The organism is Marinobacterium stanieri, assembly GCF_900155945.1.
Classification (GTDB): Bacteria; Pseudomonadota; Gammaproteobacteria; order Pseudomonadales; family Balneatricaceae; genus Marinobacterium; species Marinobacterium stanieri.
The window spans coordinates 519,240-536,980 of sequence record NZ_FTMN01000002.1 but is presented as its reverse complement, the minus strand read 5'-3'; the positions used below and the strand labels follow the sequence as shown (position 1 = coordinate 536,980).

The 17,741-nt window shown below is 48.7% G+C and carries 17 protein-coding genes; 12 read left to right on the top strand and 5 right to left on the bottom strand.

Annotated elements, in window-relative coordinates; translation table 11 throughout:
- Nucleotides 1–332: IS110 family transposase (locus BW956_RS07550; protein WP_139327146.1), on the bottom strand; the 332-nt coding region annotated here is incomplete at its 3' end.
- 319 nt (nucleotides 333–651) lie between these two features.
- On the opposite strand from BW956_RS07550, the gene BW956_RS07545 reads away from it, so the two are divergent.
- The 5 genes from BW956_RS07545 to BW956_RS07525 all read left to right on the top strand — a co-directional run bounded on the left by BW956_RS07545 (nucleotide 652) and on the right by BW956_RS07525 (nucleotide 7,890).
- Nucleotides 652–2,799, top strand: coding sequence for an AAA family ATPase (locus BW956_RS07545; protein WP_076462082.1), 2,148 nt, complete (start codon nucleotides 652–654; stop codon nucleotides 2,797–2,799).
- The gene (locus BW956_RS07540; RefSeq protein WP_076462081.1) at nucleotides 2,781–4,682 is read left to right on the top strand and encodes a UvrD-helicase domain-containing protein; all 1,902 of its coding nucleotides are present in this window, start codon (nucleotides 2,781–2,783) and stop codon (nucleotides 4,680–4,682) included. Before BW956_RS07545 ends, BW956_RS07540 begins: the two co-directional genes overlap by 19 nt.
- 118 nt (nucleotides 4,683–4,800) lie before the next feature.
- On the top strand, nucleotides 4,801–5,550 hold the full coding sequence (locus BW956_RS07535) for an Abi-alpha family protein (RefSeq protein WP_076462079.1): 750 nt from the start codon (nucleotides 4,801–4,803) through the stop codon (nucleotides 5,548–5,550).
- 274 nt (nucleotides 5,551–5,824) lie between these two features.
- Nucleotides 5,825–6,541 (top strand): YebC/PmpR family DNA-binding transcriptional regulator, encoded by a 717-nt coding sequence (locus BW956_RS07530; RefSeq protein WP_010323838.1) that lies wholly within the window; start codon nucleotides 5,825–5,827, stop codon nucleotides 6,539–6,541.
- A gap of 260 nt (nucleotides 6,542–6,801) precedes the next feature.
- Entirely contained in the window at nucleotides 6,802–7,890 is a 1,089-nt protein-coding gene (locus BW956_RS07525) for an alpha/beta hydrolase (protein WP_076462077.1), read from the top strand.
- A 49-nt stretch (nucleotides 7,891–7,939) separates the two neighbouring features.
- Here BW956_RS07525 and BW956_RS07520 read toward each other — a convergent pair whose 3' ends face one another.
- Entirely contained in the window at nucleotides 7,940–9,763 is a 1,824-nt protein-coding gene (locus BW956_RS07520) for a hypothetical protein (protein WP_076462075.1), read from the bottom strand.
- 108 nt (nucleotides 9,764–9,871) lie between these two features.
- Here BW956_RS07520 and BW956_RS07515 point away from each other — a divergent pair, with 108 nt between their 5' ends.
- The 5 genes from BW956_RS07515 (at nucleotide 9,872) to BW956_RS07495 (ending at nucleotide 12,232) form a co-directional block, all read left to right on the top strand.
- On the top strand, nucleotides 9,872–10,465 hold the full coding sequence (locus BW956_RS07515) for a L,D-transpeptidase family protein (protein ID WP_244894331.1): 594 nt from the start codon (nucleotides 9,872–9,874) through the stop codon (nucleotides 10,463–10,465).
- Between the two features lie 50 nt (nucleotides 10,466–10,515).
- Nucleotides 10,516–10,890, top strand: coding sequence for a cupin domain-containing protein (locus BW956_RS07510; protein ID WP_217695100.1), 375 nt, complete (start codon nucleotides 10,516–10,518; stop codon nucleotides 10,888–10,890).
- Nucleotides 10,891–10,950: 60 nt separating this feature from the next.
- Nucleotides 10,951–11,304, top strand: a complete 354-nt coding sequence (locus BW956_RS07505) for a hypothetical protein (protein ID WP_244894330.1) — start codon at nucleotides 10,951–10,953, stop codon at nucleotides 11,302–11,304.
- A gap of 126 nt (nucleotides 11,305–11,430) precedes the next feature.
- Nucleotides 11,431–11,865 (top strand): GFA family protein, encoded by a 435-nt coding sequence (locus BW956_RS07500; RefSeq protein ID WP_076462070.1) that lies wholly within the window; start codon nucleotides 11,431–11,433, stop codon nucleotides 11,863–11,865.
- A 91-nt stretch (nucleotides 11,866–11,956) separates the two neighbouring features.
- On the top strand, nucleotides 11,957–12,232 hold the full coding sequence (locus tag BW956_RS07495) for a putative quinol monooxygenase (protein ID WP_076462068.1): 276 nt from the start codon (nucleotides 11,957–11,959) through the stop codon (nucleotides 12,230–12,232).
- Here BW956_RS07495 and BW956_RS07490 read toward each other — a convergent pair.
- Nucleotides 12,214–13,134 carry a LysR family transcriptional regulator gene (locus BW956_RS07490; protein WP_076462066.1) on the bottom strand — a complete coding sequence of 307 codons (921 nt, stop codon included), beginning with the start codon at nucleotides 13,132–13,134 and terminating at the stop codon, nucleotides 12,214–12,216. The genes BW956_RS07495 and BW956_RS07490 overlap by 19 nt on opposite strands.
- Before the next feature lie 103 nt (nucleotides 13,135–13,237).
- Between BW956_RS07490 and BW956_RS07485 the strand changes: the two genes are divergently transcribed.
- Entirely contained in the window at nucleotides 13,238–14,356 is a 1,119-nt protein-coding gene (locus BW956_RS07485; protein WP_076462065.1) for an FAD-dependent monooxygenase, read from the top strand.
- Between the two features lie 3 nt (nucleotides 14,357–14,359).
- Here BW956_RS07485 and BW956_RS07480 read toward each other — a convergent pair whose 3' ends face one another.
- On the bottom strand, nucleotides 14,360–15,250 hold the full coding sequence (locus BW956_RS07480; protein ID WP_076462063.1) for a LysR family transcriptional regulator: 891 nt from the start codon (nucleotides 15,248–15,250) through the stop codon (nucleotides 14,360–14,362).
- A 112-nt stretch (nucleotides 15,251–15,362) separates the two neighbouring features.
- Here BW956_RS07480 and BW956_RS07475 point away from each other — a divergent pair, with 112 nt between their 5' ends.
- Nucleotides 15,363–16,211 (top strand): SDR family oxidoreductase, encoded by an 849-nt coding sequence (locus BW956_RS07475; RefSeq protein ID WP_076462062.1) that lies wholly within the window; start codon nucleotides 15,363–15,365, stop codon nucleotides 16,209–16,211.
- Nucleotides 16,212–16,222: 11 nt separating this feature from the next.
- Here the strand turns inward: BW956_RS07475 and BW956_RS07470 are convergent, their stop codons facing one another.
- Nucleotides 16,223–17,596 (bottom strand): transporter substrate-binding domain-containing diguanylate cyclase, encoded by a 1,374-nt coding sequence (locus BW956_RS07470; RefSeq protein ID WP_076462060.1) that lies wholly within the window; start codon nucleotides 17,594–17,596, stop codon nucleotides 16,223–16,225.
- Between the last annotated feature and the right edge of the window lie 145 nt (nucleotides 17,597–17,741).

The following is a 17,741-nucleotide window of genomic DNA, read 5'->3' as shown; positions in this document are numbered from 1 at the left end:
CGTGCGATGACACTGGCATCAATCTTATCCGTTTTAGCCAGTACGCCGATGGCCTGGGCGTAGCGCCTGATGCTGACAGGATTGACCACGACAATGGGCAGGTTTGCCTGGTCACAAGCAAACACGAATGCATGTTCATGGCGGCCCGTGGCTTCCGTGACAATGCGTGTGACATTTTGGGATTTAAGGATCTGAACGATCTTACGGATAGACGTTTCTTCGTTCGGGATTTGGAAATGGAGGTCCAGCGGATGCAGGACGATATCGAGTGTGGATTTACCGACGTCAACGCCGACGTTGATTTCAATTTGGCTTTCTGTGTGTATGGTCATAAGCTAACTCTGCCTTGCTATGCGGGCTCGGGGCCCCGATGACTGTTCGAGTTATCGCTAACGAGTCATGCAGCGCTACCCACTTGTTATCGGTCTCTCGCAAGAGGAGCCGGCCAATCACCGAGCTGCTGCATGAAGGCCCTCAATGGCCGTTGAGGGTGGGTCCCAATTTACCCGGAAAACACACGGAATTATCCATACAAGGCCAAGCAAGAGGGGACGCCTTAACAGGCGCCCCTGTTGGCGACGTTAAATGCTGGTGGGTCGCTCGTAGAGTTAGTCAATATCTGTCGATCAAGAAAAAGGTAAAAAGAAGAGCATGAAATTGGCACGGATTGAAATTTCAAATTTCAGATTACTAAAAAACTTCGTCTTAGATTTGGAAGATGAGCTATCTCTACTTATAGGAAAAAATAACACTGGTAAAACATCTGTTTTAGCTTGCCTAGACAAACTAGTAGTCCAATCGGAAAGAAACGCAGTTTCCTATGAAGACTTTAATATTGAACTGAGGTCTTCATTAGAGAAAATTCTTCTAGGTGACCAAGAGATAGGTGCTCAGGAACAATATGTTCCTTTAGGAATTCAACTAAAGCTTTTTATTAAATACAGTGAATCAGACGATCTTTCTATGATCAGTCCATTAATAATGAGTTTAGATCCTGATGATGATAACGTAGTTCTTTCTTTTGAATATAAAATCCCATTCGACAAGCTAATTGAGCTTAAATTAAAATATATCGAAGAATCTAATAAGTTTGATAATAGACCCCATCTTTTCCTAAAGGAAAAGTTGTCAGATTATTTTGGTCCAATTATTAAAAAGAGTCTTTTGCATGATGACGAGAATCAATTTTTGGATTTGCACAAGGAAAGGATAAACCTTAAAGATATCTTAGGAATTCAGTTCATTAATGCGAAGCGAAGCGTCACTAATAAGCAAAACGATAAAACCTTGTCTAATCAAACGTCAAGCTTGTACAGGCAAGTTGATGAGTCAGATGAACAAGAAGAAGCGTCTGACGAATTTAAAAAAGAACTGCGTAAAACCGATGATAGGTTGAGTGGCATCTATCAGAGCATGTTTAAGGGTATCATCGAAAAGGTGAACAAATTCGGTGGTATAAATCCAGATGAAACGGATATCAAAATTACGTCTACGTTGCAGCATCGGGAGCTTTTAGAAGGCAACACTACTGTAATGTATGCGCATCAGAGTCACGACTTACCCGAACATTATAATGGTTTAGGGTATATGAACTTAATTAGTATGATTTTTGAAATTGAAATGCTAATGAGTAGGTTGAGGCGGTCAATAAAGGAAAAGCCAGCGGCAATTAACTTGCTATTTATTGAAGAGCCTGAGGCACATACTCACCCGCAAATGCAATATGTATTTATAAAAAATATCAAAGAGCTATTAAGGCAAAACCGCTTAAGGGAAGATGGGGTGGTCATTCACCTCCAATCAGTTATTACTACGCATTCTTCGCACATAGTATCAGAAAGCAGTTTTGAGGATATTAAATACCTTAAGAAATCCGCTCAAGATCATCAAGTACAGGCGAAAAACCTAAAAGATTTAGAGCATGCCTACGCTTCTAGTGAAGATCCAGAAAAAGACGAAGAGCTAAAAAAAGCGTATCGATTTCTAAAGCAATACTTAACCCTAAATCGAGCGGAGTTGTTTTTTGCTGATAAAGCGATATTCATCGAAGGTGATACAGAGCGGATTATCTTGCCATCAATGATGAAGAAAATTGACCAAGATGCTCAGAATCCGGACGAAAAACCGTTGTTGTCGCAGAATATTTCAATAGTAGAGGTTGGAGCTCATTCTCAAACATTTGAGAAATTCATTGATTTTGTAGGACTTAAGTCACTAATTATTACTGACATTGATAGCTACTACGAAAAGATCGTATACGAAGATGATGGAGTAACGCCGCAAAAGTATAAGAATGGCAAAGATAAAATAGAAGAAGTGCAATGTACTCCTTTAGATCCTAATGGTTCAAAGTCATCTAACTCATCTCTAAAATTTTTCTTTCAACAAGAAGGGTTAGGATTCTACAAAGGCTTAGACTTTGAAAATAAGAGCTTAACCAAACCATCAGGAAGCGAAACCTGGCAACAAGATCCTAATGGATTTCTTAAGATTGTATATCAGGTAGCAGAGCATGGATATCATGGTAGAAGCTATGAGGACGCATTTTTCAGTATAAATAAAGATCTGCTTAATGCCGGACATAGCGCATTCCCATCGTTAACAAAAAAATATTTAGATTTGTATCTGTCAAACGATATTGATGTTTTCGAATTTTCCGAAAAAGCAGTTAATAGTAAGCCATCTCTTGCCATTGAAATATTACTTAATAGCGAGACGACAGAAGAAGGAGTTGAGTTTTCAAACTGGCACGTCCCCCTCTATATCAAGGAAGGATTGTTATGGCTTCAAAAAAACTAGACCTAGAAAACCTTTCTGAGGAATCAAGGCATGTCATTGACTTGATCAAGAGTAAAAAGCACTTCCTACTTAGTGGCGGTGCAGGTAGTGGTAAAACATATTCATTAGTGGAAGTGTTAAAAGCTGTAGTTAGCGATAGCCCTTCACTAAATATCGGGTGCATTACATACACCAATGCTGCAGTTAATGAAATTGAAGATCGAATTTCACACGATAATTTATACGTGTCGACTATACATGATTTCTTATGGGGAAATATTAAATGTTTTCAATCGGAGATTAAGGGGACGTTGATTGAACTTATAAATGACCCTGAGCAAACTAAAATCAAACATCCAGATGATGAGGTTGTTTCTCAGGATTTTTTTGATGACTGCAACTCGATTCAATATAAGGAATACTTAAAACTAGCAAAAGGCATAATATCACATGATGAGGTCATAGTCTTGGCTTATAAGATGTTTGAAAAGTACGAAAAGCTATGCTCGATAACAAAGGATAAATATCCGTTTATTTTTGTAGACGAATATCAGGATACTGATCCTTTAGTTATAGAGATATTGCTAGAGCATCTTGAAAAGTCAACCAAGGACAATGTTGTTGGCTTTTTTGGTGATGCAATGCAATCGATTTACGATGGTAGTGTTGGTAATTTAGATAAGTATACGAGAACTGAAACGCCAAAAGTAATTGAGGTATTCAAGAAGCAAAACCGGCGTAATCCTTTAAAAATAATCAACTTGGCAAATCAGCTTAGAGTTGATGGACTTATTCAGGTGCCTTCGAGAGATAGAACTGCTCCGAATATGGATGAGGACGGCAACGTCAAGCAAGGTCTTGTTGAATTTTTATACTCATCTAACGATAGTCTGGACTTAGTCAGGCAACATCTTGGATGGGAATTCGATAATAATGAATTAGTTAAGGAACTTAACCTTACTCACAGCCTTATTGCAGATAAGGCTAATTTTCCTGAATTGATGCGTATTTATGATAAAGATAAAATCCTTGATTATATTAGAACTAAAATAAGAAAATCTCTTGAAAGAGATGAGCCAGAATACGATTCTACAGGAAAAACACTTGCTCAAGTAATTGATCATGTTGGAAATCCAGATCCAACACCTGCACAGAGTAATTACATTGAAAATCATCCAAGATATTTTGATTTAGCCAAAAAACAGCCTTACGATCAGATATCAAAGCTATACGTTGATAAAGAACAACTGCTTGATGATAAGAAAAATAATGTTGGTGATGAAAGTAAACCTGGCTCTAATAGAGATGATTTAGTCAAGCACCTGTTTAAAATAGAAAATTGCATACGACTCTATCAGTCTAAAAAATTCAATCAGTTCATTAAAGCGACTGAATACTCCCTTACTTCTGTTCAAGATAAAATCAGGCTGAATAAAGCCATTCAGTCTTTTGAAATACAGGTGGGCATTAAGATAGGTGAGGTTATTGACCTCGCTCATGAGTTAGGTTTAGTTATCAAGGATGACAATCTGGTAAGATACATAGAAGATAAATATTATTTATACAAGCAGGTGTGTGAAGTTAATTATCAAGAGTTCCGAAATGTCTTTGAATATCTCGAAGGGTACTTGCCATTCTCGACACAGCATAAAACTAAAGGTGCCGAATTTCCTGATGTTTTGGTAGTTCTGGATAATGGCAAGTGGAACCAATATAACTTTAATTATCTGTTTGAGCGAAACGGCACCGATAGTGTTCGCCAGAGGTCAGAGAAAATATTTTATGTGTGTTGTACTCGTGCGAAAGAAAGGTTGGCTGTATTCTTTCCAAATCCAAGTGCTCAAGTCATTCAAACAGCGGTTAGTTGGTTTGGTGAGGATAATGTAGTTAATTTGGATGCTTGAAAGGTTTAGTAAGCTTGCATTTAACAAGGCGCTGCTGTCGGACAAACTTTCCGCTGCGCTCCAAGTTTGCCGCAGAGCGAAGTGTTAGGACTCTTAGCAAAATTCAGAGAAGGTTATAATGAGTGAAGGAAATAAAAGTTTAGACTTACTCGGTGTTAAGCCGATTGCTGATTCTGTCAATACAGTTACGGATGGAACTGTTAAAGGGGCGTCGGCTTTTTTGAGTCGTATCTGCTTACCTGCTGCTGAAGAGTTTGGATTATTACTCAAGGATAAAGTCAGCAGTTGGAGGGCTAAAAATGCGGTTGAGATAGCAAACAAGGCTCAGGCTCTACTTGAACATCAAGTTGGAAATGTTGTTTTGCATGCCCATCCTAGAATTGTATATGCAACAATCGAAAATGGTTCTTGGGCGGAAGATGACTTTATGCAAAAGTTGTGGGCTGGGCTTTTAGCATCTTCCTGCACTGAAACTGGCAAAGATGAAAGTAATTTGATACTGGTCAACCTACTTTCTCAGATAACTACTAGTCAAGCTAGGTTGATTAACTATGTATGCCAGAACTGTACAACATTTCAATCAACAGCTGGGTGGCTGGGTTCGTTAAAATTTACCTTAGATTTACCTCAACTCATTGAAGTAATGGGAGTAAGTGATATTCATCAAATTGACAGGGAACTTGATCACCTTAGAGCTTTGGATTTGATTTCTGGCGGTTTCCAACCAGAACATACTTTAGCTACGACAACTCCTATGGCTTTGGGGTTACACCTCTATGTTAGAAGTCAGGGGTATGTAGGTGACCCCATTTCTTACTTTAATGCACCGATTATGACCCAAAAAGAGATCGAAAAAGCAATGCGCTAGAAAAAGAGTCCTAACAAACAATTTAAGAGTGATTCAGTACGCTTGGCATTTTTGGTCTGGGTTTAGTTCAGTGTTTACGATGTTCAAACTAAGCTCTGTGGTCGCGTGCTTCACACCTTAATTGTGCGTTAGGTGACCGAGTTACCCACGAACAGGAGACAGCTAGGTTACCCCTGATCAAGAGGTGCGAGAAACGACCGAAATGCACAGTACCCAGTCCGCACGGATCGCAGTAAAATCACCACCTTAAGATAATTATCGGAGAATTCAGCCCATGGGCAGAGCGTATCAGAACCGCAAAGAGTCAATGGCCAAAACCTCAGACATGAAGGCCAAGCTCTATAGCCGTTACGGGCGCGAAATCTATGTCACGGCCAAGTCGGGCGGGGTCGACCCCGATGGCAACCTGGCGCTGCGCGGTCTGATCGATCGTGCGAAAAAGGATCAGGTGCCAGGGCACGTGATCGACAAGGCGCTCGACAAGGCCAAGGGTGGTGGCGGCGAAGACTACTCTCCGGCGCGTTACGAAGGCTATGGCCCCGGCGGCAGCATGGCGATCATCGAGTGTCTGACCGATAACCCCAACCGCACTTTCGGCGATGTGCGCCAGGCGTTCACCAAGACCAAGTGCAAGATCGGTACTCAAGGCAGCGTCAGCCACATGTTCGATCACTGCGCCATCTTCGTCTTTGCCGGCGATGATGAAGAAGCCGTGCTGGAAGCGCTGATGGAAGCGGATGTAGACGTCACCGATATCGAGCTTGAAGACGGCAAAATTACTGTATTTGCCCCAAATACCGAATACTTCAAGGCCAAGACTGCGCTGCTTGAACGCTTCGGCGAAATCGATTTCGACGTTGATGAGATCCAGTTCATCCCGCAGAGCTTTACCACTGTCAGTGGCGATGATGTAGCGCTGTTCGAGAAGTTTCTGACGATGCTGAACGATCTGGACGATGTGCAGCAGGTGTACCACAACGTCGAGTCCTGAATGGGCTGACTGTACATAGAACATTGCCCCGCAATCCGGGGTGCAAGGGGAGGTGCCATGTCACCTCCTTTTTTGTTTGTGACCCTGCCCACAGGGAGTGGGCGTTCTCTTTTTTGATCCATGTTGCCGTTTTAGCGATTACCAAACGAAGTCTGCTGTGTATTTGTTATCGTCTATCGAAGGTAAATGGTTTTTACCTGTTAAAAGCAACGCTAAAGGATGTGGGTGTTAGCTTGAATAATAAATAAAAAGGGATTTTTATGTACTTAATCACAAACAGGAAACTGTCCACACGCAAGCAAGGGCTCGACGTATTTGGTAAAACACCCAATATAAAAGGGCCGAAAGAGCTACGGCTGGTTAAAGTCGAAAGGGTAAACGATCAATGGGTCACCACTCCGGTTGATGACTTGCTCCCCAAAAAGAATGTTAAAAGGCTCAAGAATCAGTACCAGCTGGATATCGATGTGAATGAAAGATGGTATGGCAGCCTGGACGTCGCCTGCGAGATATATACCCGCGCCAAAAATGAAAACAAGTCGATATTATTTTTTGTGCATGGATACAATAACGATGTTGAAGATGTAATTAATGCCGCCCTGGAAATTGAAGCTCTCTATAACGTAATTGTGGTGCCTTTCACCTGGCCTGCCAATGGTGGTGGTGCTGTATCAGGCACGGCCGTCTATTTGAGCGACAAGTCCGATGCCCGAGTCTCCTCATCTGCGCTGGACCGCGCCATTGAGAAAGTGCACGGCTTTCACCAGATATTCAGCAGCGCCTCGCAAGCCTCCAACCGGAACAAGGCGTATCAGAAGCATAAGGATAACCCTGAAGCGGCAGCGGCCCTTTTCACGCGGCTTACCGAATCAGAATGTCATGTGAAAATCAGCCTGCTGTGTCACAGCATGGGGAACTATGTGTTCAAGCATGTGTTCTCGACGACTGATCGGTTCAGCTCCAATCTGGTGTTCGACAATATCTGCCTGGTTGCCGCTGATACCAATAACCATGATCACGCCCGCTGGGTCGAACAGTTGGATGTCAGAAAGCGTGTCTATGTCGTGATCAATGAAGACGACTCTGCCTTGAAAGTGTCCCGCATCAAACCCGGTCGAGAGCAAAAAGCGCGACTTGGGCATTACCTGAAAAACCTCAGTGCAGATAATGCCAGTTATATCGACCTTACCTCGTCGGAAGGGCTTGGCTCAGAGCATACCTACTTTAAAGGTGACACGGTCAAAGCGAATGCCGATATCCAGAAGTTCTTTAACGAGATTTTCAATGGCAGGGCGGCTGATGATTGTCTGTCGTATCGCCCGGATATCAGGGCGTACAGATTGAGTTAAATGGATGAAAAGGGGCTTACACGGCTTTAACTGTGTAAGCCCCGTGATCTCAAGGTGCTGCAAAGGCCTGGTCCAGGAAGCTCAGCTTGTCGTCGCTGCTGTAATCTTCCTTGAAGTAGTTGATCAGCTTCCTTAGCTCCCCATCCACTTCATCGCGTGTCTTCTGGCCGGATTCCGTCAGGGATGCCTGCTCGGCAAGCGTCAGGATCAACTGGTCGCGGATTTCAGGGCCGTTTTCATCCAGAATCTTCAGTACGTCATCTACCCGTTCGCCTGCTATTTCAGTGGCTTGCCAGAAGGACTCACGTAGCTCGGGTTGGGTCTTTTCCTCAGCCTCGGCCATCGCGCTCAAGTCATTCACATTGGCGATGGACGTGGTGCGGTCAAAGAAGGCGCCATAGGTATCTTTCAGGGCCGCGACCGATAGCTCGGTCATCGGGTGGACGTCCTGGCCCAGGCGGTTTAGGTCTTGCACCAGTTGATCACGCTGATCGGCGTCCATATCGGTTAGCAGACTGCTCAGACGGTTGGTTTGAGCGTCATGGGCGGAGCTGTCGTCGAGCTGGTTGTTCAGCCAGGCGTCGGTGGTCATGAGGCGGACCACCGCTTCTACATCATGCCTGGCCTCGCCCAGTGATTTTTGCTCGTAGTAGCGTGTACCGTTTACGATGCTCTCTTCACCCATACGCGACCTGAACACCAGCTCTCGGGCTTGGGCGTTATTACGCAGATCATCGATGGTTTCCAAAGCGCCTTCCTGCTGACTCATGTCGATCTGTTTGCCTTGGCTGGTGACATCGCCCAGCAGGGTTTCAAGGCCGGTCTTGGTGATCGCCAGATAGGCTCGCTGGTCGCTGCGGTCCAGGTTCTGTAACTGGTTACCCATCTGTTCGAGCTGTTCGTCATCGAAGCGATAGTTCTCCAGCAGTGAGACCGTATCTTCCATCATCCCGACAACAACCTCAGCCCCGTTATTGTCGAAATCGAGCACGGCGCGGGTCGCGCCGGTGGCGTCATACTTCATCTGGAAGGTGCGGCTTGTATCCAGCTCGGACATGAAGTCCAGAATGGCACTTTGGGCTGCTGAGTCACGCCCCTCCAGCTGCTCCATCATCTGGGTGCCGAGGGTGTTGTCTCTTCGCAGCAAGCCCATTAGCTGTGTTTGCTGGTGCTCGTCAAACTGCTCCAGTTGATCCAGCATGGCATTGACGTCGTCACTGCCGGAGATGGCACGGTTAAGGTTGAACAAATCGTTGGCGGTCGCCCCATCCGAATGGAAGTTGCCAATACTCTGGGCGTCGTAGGTCAATGGAGAAGGCGGCCGCTTGGTAACCTGTTCAGCATAGCTCTCTGCCTTGTCCAATACGCGGCTGCGAGTCTCGGCATCCATATTGGAAAGGGTGTTAATCAGGTTTTCCACTTCAGCAGTGCCGGAGTAGAGACGGCCCTGACTGCCGGTTTCAACCAGAGGAATCGTTTGCAGCGCAGAGCTGACGGCGACAAACTGCCTGAGTTCATCATCGCTCAGCTCTTCGGCCAGCTGGATGAAGTCCTCATCCAACAGCATGGTATTGTTATCAATCAGCGCAGCCTGCTCGTTCTCGGAAAGACGGTTCAGGATGGCATCGATACGCGCGCTTTTGTCAGCGTCTTGCACCGCCAGGTTTCTGTAGTTGCCCTGATAGACGCGAAGCGACTCATTAATCGCTTTCTCTTCGGCTGCGCTGGTTGAGCGTGCCGTTTCCGAGAGCGTGACTTTGGTTGCTGGAGTTTGCGAGGTGAGGGCAGTTGCCGGATTGGAAGTGCTGGACTCCGCCGAGCGAATAGATTTTCCCTGATTAAGGGTGAGGTAGTTGGCAGAGGTGATTTCCATGTCGTAATCCTTTATCCGTAAAGTACAACTGCAATAGTTGTTGTTGTCGGCAGAGGTGAGAGGAACTTGATTTGAAGTTGGAGTGGATGTGTTGAGTCATGCGCTTTAATGGATATTAAAGCGGTTAAAATGAAGCCCGGTCGGCTTAGTGTTTTATGTAGCAGCCGCTTTTCTAATAAGGCCCAGGGAGGGATGAAAGTGCCTTGCAGTAAGTTTATTAATCAATACTCGCTAGTGGTTCTCATGTTGGTGAGCTTTGATGTACAGCCAGTCTTTGCGGGTGCCGATCGGGTGATAGTCGACAAATCGGACCGGATCATGACCTTGCATGAGCAAGGAAAAATTATTGCCAGCTATGACATTTCGCTTGGCGGAGCTCCAGAAGGCCATAAAACTCAGGAAGGTGATCAAAAGACACCTGAAGGTACTTATGCTCTGGACTATAAGAACGAAAATTCCTCTTTCTATCGATCCATGCATGTGAGCTACCCAAATGCAGTTGACCGGGCTCAGGCTGAAAAAAGAGGCGTTAGTCCCGGCGGAATGATAATGGTGCATGGCCAGAGAAATGGCTTTGGGTGGTTGTCGTCAATCATGCAACACTTTGATTGGACGGATGGATGTATCGCCATTAGCAATGACGAAATGGATGAGTTCATGGAGTTGGTTGAACCGGGGACGCCAATTGAAATCCGTTGGTGAGCTAAGGTGATTTTGGTCGACCCCTCGTATTTCAAATAGAGAAAGGATGCATGATGGAATTTCTTACGGATGATGCCTTTATGGTGCTGGCTAACCCCGGTGTTGCCTCGACTCAATTACTCTCCCCTCATAACTCAAACTCTCGTCGTGTCACGTTGACTCGTGTCGTTGTGCAGCCGGGGCATGAACAGCCTCGGCATAGTCACCCCGAATCGGAGCAGATCTGGATTGCGGTTTCGGGGGCAGGAACCTTACTGCTGGGGGATGATAAAACCCTGGAGTTTGAAGCGGGGCAGGTTGTTCGCTTTGAAGATGGCGATATTCATGGTTTTCTAAACGCCAATGATGACCCTTTTATCTATATTTCGGTTACATCTCCTCCCATCGATTTCAACTACGCATACACTACAAAAAACGAGCGTTGATTAGCTCAAGGGGAGCGGATGCTGGTTGTTAAAGCCTTGGTTATTTGGTTTCTGATTTTAATGCTGGCGATATCAAATGGTGTTCTGCGTGAGTCGGTGCTGTTGCCCACATTAGGTTTGCCGTCAGGGATGATTGTCAGCGGCCTTGTGCTTTGTGCGTTGATTCTGATTGTCAGCTATCTGGCCTTGCCCTGGTTAGCGGTACACAAGCGGAAGCAGCAATGGGCGTTGGGGTTGTTCTGGCTGTTCTTGACGCTGGGTTTCGAGTTTTCCTTTGCCGCCCTGCAGGGGCAGTCGCTGGTGGAGGTGCTTGCGGCTTATACCTTTACCGATGGTAATCTCTGGCCGGTGGTGCTGGTTGTTACCGCGTTGGCGCCCCGGTTGATGGCGCGGCTAAGAGAGCGTCGGGAGTAATACGGGGGCTTCCCGTAAATGCTTTGCATATCGCTGGGGGAGTCCAGAGTGCCCACGACGCAAGAGCCTCGGGTCTATACTTAGCTGACTGGCACTGTGGTCAGTAATGAATAGACGAGGTGCACCATGAGCAATGATCAAGTGTACAAGGGCAGTTGCTTCTGTGGCGCGGTTGAGTTGACCGTCACAGGGGAGCCTGCCGCTATGGGCTATTGCCATTGTGAGTCGTGCCGGCACTGGTCTGCTGGACCCGTTAATGCTTTTACACTTTGGAAACCTGAAGCTGTGAAAATTACGAAGGGCGAGGAGAACATCGCTACCTTCAGTAAGACCCCTCAAAGCCTGCGCAAGTGGTGTAAGTCCTGCGGAGGACACATTTTGACAGATCACCCGACCATGGGGCTGATCGATGTCTACGCGGCGGTTATTCCGGATTTTCCGTATGAACCCGGTGTTCACGTGCATTATCAGGAAACTGTATTGCGTATTCACGACGGCGTGCCCAAATTGAAGGATGTACCTGCCGAAATGGGTGGTTCTGGCGAAAGTCTTCCAGAGTGATTTTAAGGGGAAAGTAACGCCAAAGCCGGGGAGTATCCTGGTATTGGGCATCGTCAAAAGACGGATATAACGGAAAACAGGGAGCGTTTAAATGTCTGAGGTTACTCTGAAGGGCTTTATTCTGGTTGCAAAAGATGAGCTTACGGTTGTTAAGCACGCACTGGGCCGACACACACAACTTACGCGGGAGGAGCCGGGCTGTATCCAGTTCGATGTGACGCAGAGTCAGGAAAACCCGTGCCGATTTGAAGTATTTGAAGTGTTCAAAAACAAAGAGGCCTTCGAGCACCATCAGGCACGGGTTCAATCCTCCGATTGGGGCCGGCTGACGGTGAATGTAGAGCGCCACTACGAGGTTTTTGAATAATCAGCGGTTCCTGTTATTCCCAGCTTGCAGAGCGCTTGTTCCAGATGCTGCAAAAACGCTTTCACTTTTTCCAGCGGGTATTTTCTGCCTGAGTAAAAGCCGTACAGCACCAGGTCCTCCGGTTCTTCGTCGAGCTGTATTTCGACCAGGGTGCCTGCTGCCAACTCATCCTGGCAGGCGTGCCTTGGCAGAATGGCGAACCCAAGCCCCTTCATCACCGCTGCTTTTGCCATCTGGCCGCTGTTGACCCTAAAAGCTGAGCGTACCTGCAGCTTTTGGTCGCCTTTGAAACGCCAGGGCATGCCTTGCAGTATTGAGAGTGTCGTAATGCAGGGGGCTTTGCTGAGTGCTTCCAAAGAGCAGGGATATCCCTGTTGCTGCACCAGCTGAGGCGTGGCGACCACGCAGCTGGGCCAGCGAATCAGCTCTTTGGCAATCCAGCCGGAGTCTTCAAGCGGGCCGCGGCCAAAGCGTAACACCAGGTCGAAACCATCCAACAGGCCTTCCGCCGGGTTGAGCTGGGTGTCGCAGCTGAGCTGTATCTGAGGGTGCTGCAGGCAGAAGTCCGCCATGATCTCAGCCATGAAAGGGAGGTCCGGCATGATCAGCTTGAGATGCCCTGAAAGCGATTCACCGTGCAGGGATACCTCTTCCAGTGCATCGTCCATCGCCTGTGTGAGCGGTCTGATCGAATGATAGAGCTGCTTGCCTGCCGAGGTTGCAACCATCTTGCGTGTCGTTCGTTCAAGCAGTCGGAGGTTCAGTTGCTGTTCCAGCAAGGCGACGTGTCGGCTGACATTGGAGGTAGGCAGTTGCAGCTGTTCGGCCGCACGTTTGAAGCTCAGGTGCTCATACACGGCCTGAAAGCTCAGCAGCCACTGCAGCTCGACATTCTCAATCATTGATTCGCTCATTATTCGGGATTAATAAGCCAATAATAGCGGGTTTATCCTGAATATTGGCCTTGTAACAATCCCTGCCGAATCAACTGATCAGGAAGGGATGATGAGCAGGAGCAGACGAATTGCGATTGTTGGGGCAGGCGTTGCCGGGCTGTCGTTGGCAATCCTCGCTATCCAACGGGGTTTTCAGGTAGGTGTGTACGAGCGCAATGGCACTGTCGCATCCATGGGCGCCGGCGTGACCCTCTGGTCGAACGCCATGTATGTCTTGCGGAAGATGGGAGTGGACTCTGAGATCGAGCGTGCGGGGGGCGCACCTGATTACATGCACCAGTATGATCAGCTAGGAACCCTGCAGGGCGAGTTCGATATTCAGGCGGTCAATGCCCTGAGCGGGTTTACCAGCACAACTATCCTGCGCCGCGACCTGATGCAGATTCTGGCCCGGCGTCTGCAGGACCTGGGTGGCCAGATTAACTTTGGCTGCTCGATGACACGGGACAAGACTGATGAACTGCGCCAGGGATTTGACCTGGTTGTCGGGGCTGATGGTCGCATGAATTCAGTGGCTCGACAGGCGCTATTCTCTGACTCCGTCAGACCCCGTTATCAGGGCTTTATCAATATTATCGGGGTCAGTCAGTTGGGCGAGCACCGGCTCGCGAATGCCATTCATGATATCCGTGGCGGGCAAGGGCGCTTTGGCATCGTGCCGGTGAAGGAGGGCGCATGTTATTGGGCGGCAGCCTGGCGTGCTGAGCTGGATAAAACGCGCCCTGTCTCGGACTGGTATGACGAGATGGACCGGCGCTTTGGCCAATTCTGTGCGCCGGTACAACGCGTACTTGATGCCCGCGAGGCGTCATCGCTCAACCGCATTTTTGTACATGATCTGGACCCTTTACCCCACTGGCACCAGGGCAATCTGGTGATTATTGGGGATGCGGCACACGCGCCTTTGCCAACCTCCGGACAGGGGGCCTGTCAGGCTTTGGAGGATGCCTGGCATCTTGCCTGTTTGCTGGATGAAAAGTCTGAACTGGAGGAGACATTATCGAACTTTTATCAGCGGCGCATTGCCAAGGTCACGGCCGCTCAGAATGTGGGCAGGCAGCTTGCGCAGAGGATCTTTGCACCTGATTCAAAAACTGAAACGCCCGTGCCCGCCATGTCCCCGCAGCAGCTGAGCGACTTCTGGATGCAGGGGTTGGAAAGGGCTTAGCGTTTACCTGCCAAAAATATCCGCCGCGAGCAGATAGTCGATCACCGTTCGTGTTCTTAACGGCAGCTGGCGGCGGCTGGGGTACACCAGCGCGAATACCAGCGCTTCACTGGTGAGCGCCGGCATGATCTGAACCAGACGTCCGCTACTGACCTCTTCACGCATGGTGGTCGGCAGCATGATACCCACGCCCAATCCCCGCATGACCATCTGTTGCACCATCAGCGGCGAGTTGCAGCGGTAAGCCTGTGTGGGTTTGAGTTCAACCGTTTTGCCGTTGTACTTCAGCTGCGGATTGGCGGGCTGGTCGAGCATGACCCAGGGCAGCTGTTCAAGCGCTTCCAGCGTTTCGGGTTTGCCGTACTTTTGCAGCAGTTCAGGGCTGGCAAACAGGGCAAAACGCTCTTCGTGCATCATGCGTGCAATCAGTGATTCATCGCGGGGAATGCCGATGCGGATGGCCAAGTCGATCTGTTCAGCGATCAAATCCCGGCGGGCATCATCCAGAATCAGGTCGAGCTGAATTTCGGGATACCGGCTCTGGAAATCCTGCAGTACCGGCAATACATACTTGTGGCCGATATCGTGGTTCATGGTAATGGCCACGCGGCCGCTGGGCACAGCGGGCGTGGTAATAGCCTCGACACCCTGCAGAATATCCGGCAGTTGTCGGGCCTGTTCGAACACCTGCTGGCCTTCAGTGGTGATGGTTAGCTGACGTGTAGAGCGCTGCAGCAGACGTACGCCCAGGTCGGCTTCCAGCTGTGAAACCTGTTCACTGATACGGGAGCGGCTGCTGTTCAGCTTGCGGGCTGCAGCGGCGAAGCTGCCACACTCCACAACCGTTGCGTAGATCGCCAGCAGGCGCAGGTGCACAAAATCGATTGTACTCAAAATCCGAACTCCGTATTCGGTATTGATCGTCTTATGGTGACGCTCAGTGTCGCGCATACTGACTGCGAATTCCACAGACACAGATGTTCATACCGAACCGAGGAGAGTCATCATGATCGCGATTACAGGTGCAACCGGTCAGCTGGGCCAGCAGGTTATCGAAAGTCTGCTGCAGAAAACCGATGCAAACAATCTGGTGGCGCTGGTGCGCAATCCGGCCAAGGCAGAGGCATTGAAGGCGCTGGGCGTTGATGTTCGAGAAGCCGACTACGACCGCCCCGAAACGCTGGTGCCTGCCCTTAAAGGCGTTGAAAAGCTGCTGTTGATTTCCGCTAACGAGGTGGGCCGTCGAGTGCCTCAGCATCAGGCGGTGATTGAAGCAGCCAAGGCGGCTGGCGTGGGGTTGTTGGCGTACACCAGTATTCTCAAGGCGGATACTTCGCCGATGCTGATGGCCAATGAGCACAAGGTAACAGAAGCCTTGATTCAGGACTCGGGCATTCCTGCCGTAATTCTGCGTAACGGCTGGTACAGCGAAAACTACACCCAGAGCATTGGTGCCATCCTGCAGGTGGGTGCCGTGAATGGTGCGGCACAGGACGGTCGTTTCCATACCGCCACCCGCAAGGATTACGCTGAGGCTGCGGCGGTGGTTCTGACCACTGAAAATCAGGCGGGCAAGGTCTACGAGCTGGCCGGCGACACCGGATTTACACTGGCCGAGTTTGCCGACGCGCTTGCCAAAAAGACGGGGCAGACAATTGGCTACAACAACATGAAGGGTGAAGAGTTTGCTGCGCTGTTGGTCCAGATCGGTTTGCCGCAGCTGTTTGCTGAAGCTCTGGCAGACTCAGAAGTCCAGGCGGCTGAAGGCTGGCTGGCAGACGACAGTAAAACACTCAGCACGTTGATTGGTCGCCCCACAACACCGTTCAGTGAGAGTATCGCTGCCGTGCTGTGATGCGGCGGCTTTTAAGCCACAACACAGTTCTTCCCGGCGTTCTTGGCCTCGTACAATTTCTTGTCGAGACGACAGAAGGCGGCGACATGGCTTTCGCCGGGGAAATTCTCGATCACTCCAAAGGAGGCGGTTACCTGGGGGACATCCGGAAACTTAACTTCACTGATTGAAGCACGGAGTTTCTCGGCCACGGTAATCGCTTCCTGTTGACCCGTACTCTCGCAGACGATGAGAAACTCTTCTCCTCCCCAGCGAGACACCAGGTCCGTGCGGCGGGTCAGGTTGTTCAAAACACCTGCGAAGTGCACTAGCACCTTGTCGCCTACATCGTGGCCATATTCGTCGTTAATGATTTTGAAATTATCGATATCAATCAAAATCAGACTGTACTGGTAACTGTCGGCGTAGCGCTCGGCACGATACTCACAGGTTTCCAAATGTTCGTTGATCCGTTTGCGGTTGGCGAGGCCCGTCAGATCATCTGTAGCGGCAATCTTGACCAGCGTTTCGTTGGTTCTGGAGATCAGGTAGTAGCGGTAGAAGGCAAAGCCTGATACCACCAGAATACCTGCGAGCAGGTACCACAGGAGGGTGTAGTTGAACCGGGAGACCTCCATATTGAACCAGCGGTCGATGATTTTGGAGTGATCTTCCGGTGTCATCGACAGGATGACCTTATCGATGACAGAGCGTGCCAGCGGGTGGTCAGGCGTCACGCCAATGCGGTGTTGAAATGTGTAGTCAGCAAAGCCGGAGATCCTCAAGTCCAGGTTCTTGTCGTTGATGCCGTGCACCACGACCGCGATATGACCGACAAAGGCATCAATCTCGCCATCTTCCAGCATCTGCAAACCTTCGGGCACATCTCGGGTCTGTTCAAGGATGATATCCGGGTAGTTCTGTTTCAGGTAAAAGTAGCTGGTATAACCTTCGCCCACGCCCACTTTCTTGCCATTCAGGGCACCGACAATCGCGACTAGATCCGTGTCATCTCGTGACACAATTACCAGAGGAAAGGTGACATAAGGCTCGGTAAGCAGCACTTCAGACCCGATCATGTCGGATTCGGACATGGCCGGGATCAGGTCGATCTCACCGGCAGAAAACTTGTTCAGTACCTCGATCCAGGTATCGCTGGGTTCAAATTCGAATTCTATGCCCGTGCGTTCATGAATGAACTGCATATAGTCCGCAATGATGCCGCGGTACTCCGGGAAGGAATCCACGTCGGAAAGAGGCTTCCAGTTCACTTCGCTGAACACCAGCGCTGGCTTCTGGTCGAGCCACTGCTGCTCTTCTGCCGTGAACTCAAGCGGCTGAGGCTCATACGCCTGGGTATCAACGCTCAGCAGGAGCAGTAAACAAAGGATTAAGGGCAGCAGCACTGACAGGGGCCTCATGAACTGAATCGGTTCAGTTTTTGTATAACTATCTGATCCCCGCCAAAAAATCACACTGCATTAGTTTGGTGGGGTGTGTGTCTCTATATGGATACAGTTATATATTAACACCAATTGGCTCAGCAGGCAG

Bases quoted from the DNA above. Each gene is read 5' to 3' on its own strand.
- BW956_RS07545 (WP_076462082.1), top strand. From the start codon at position 652: ATGAAATTGGCACGGATTGAAATTTCAAATTTCAGATTACTAAAAAAC.
- BW956_RS07540 (WP_076462081.1), top strand. From the start codon at position 2,781: ATGGCTTCAAAAAAACTAGACCTAGAAAACCTTTCTGAGGAATCAAGG.
- BW956_RS07535 (WP_076462079.1), top strand. From the start codon at position 4,801: ATGAGTGAAGGAAATAAAAGTTTAGACTTACTCGGTGTTAAGCCGATT.
- BW956_RS07530 (WP_010323838.1), top strand. From the start codon at position 5,825: ATGGGCAGAGCGTATCAGAACCGCAAAGAGTCAATGGCCAAAACCTCA.
- BW956_RS07525 (WP_076462077.1), top strand. From the start codon at position 6,802: ATGTACTTAATCACAAACAGGAAACTGTCCACACGCAAGCAAGGGCTC.
- BW956_RS07520 (WP_076462075.1), bottom strand. From the start codon at position 9,763: ATGGAAATCACCTCTGCCAACTACCTCACCCTTAATCAGGGAAAATCT.
- BW956_RS07515 (WP_244894331.1), top strand. From the start codon at position 9,872: ATGGATATTAAAGCGGTTAAAATGAAGCCCGGTCGGCTTAGTGTTTTA.
- BW956_RS07510 (WP_217695100.1), top strand. From the start codon at position 10,516: ATGATGGAATTTCTTACGGATGATGCCTTTATGGTGCTGGCTAACCCC.
- BW956_RS07505 (WP_244894330.1), top strand. From the start codon at position 10,951: ATGCTGGCGATATCAAATGGTGTTCTGCGTGAGTCGGTGCTGTTGCCC.
- BW956_RS07500 (WP_076462070.1), top strand. From the start codon at position 11,431: ATGAGCAATGATCAAGTGTACAAGGGCAGTTGCTTCTGTGGCGCGGTT.
- BW956_RS07495 (WP_076462068.1), top strand. From the start codon at position 11,957: ATGTCTGAGGTTACTCTGAAGGGCTTTATTCTGGTTGCAAAAGATGAG.
- BW956_RS07490 (WP_076462066.1), bottom strand. From the start codon at position 13,134: ATGATTGAGAATGTCGAGCTGCAGTGGCTGCTGAGCTTTCAGGCCGTG.
- BW956_RS07485 (WP_076462065.1), top strand. From the start codon at position 13,238: ATGAGCAGGAGCAGACGAATTGCGATTGTTGGGGCAGGCGTTGCCGGG.
- BW956_RS07475 (WP_076462062.1), top strand. From the start codon at position 15,363: ATGATCGCGATTACAGGTGCAACCGGTCAGCTGGGCCAGCAGGTTATC.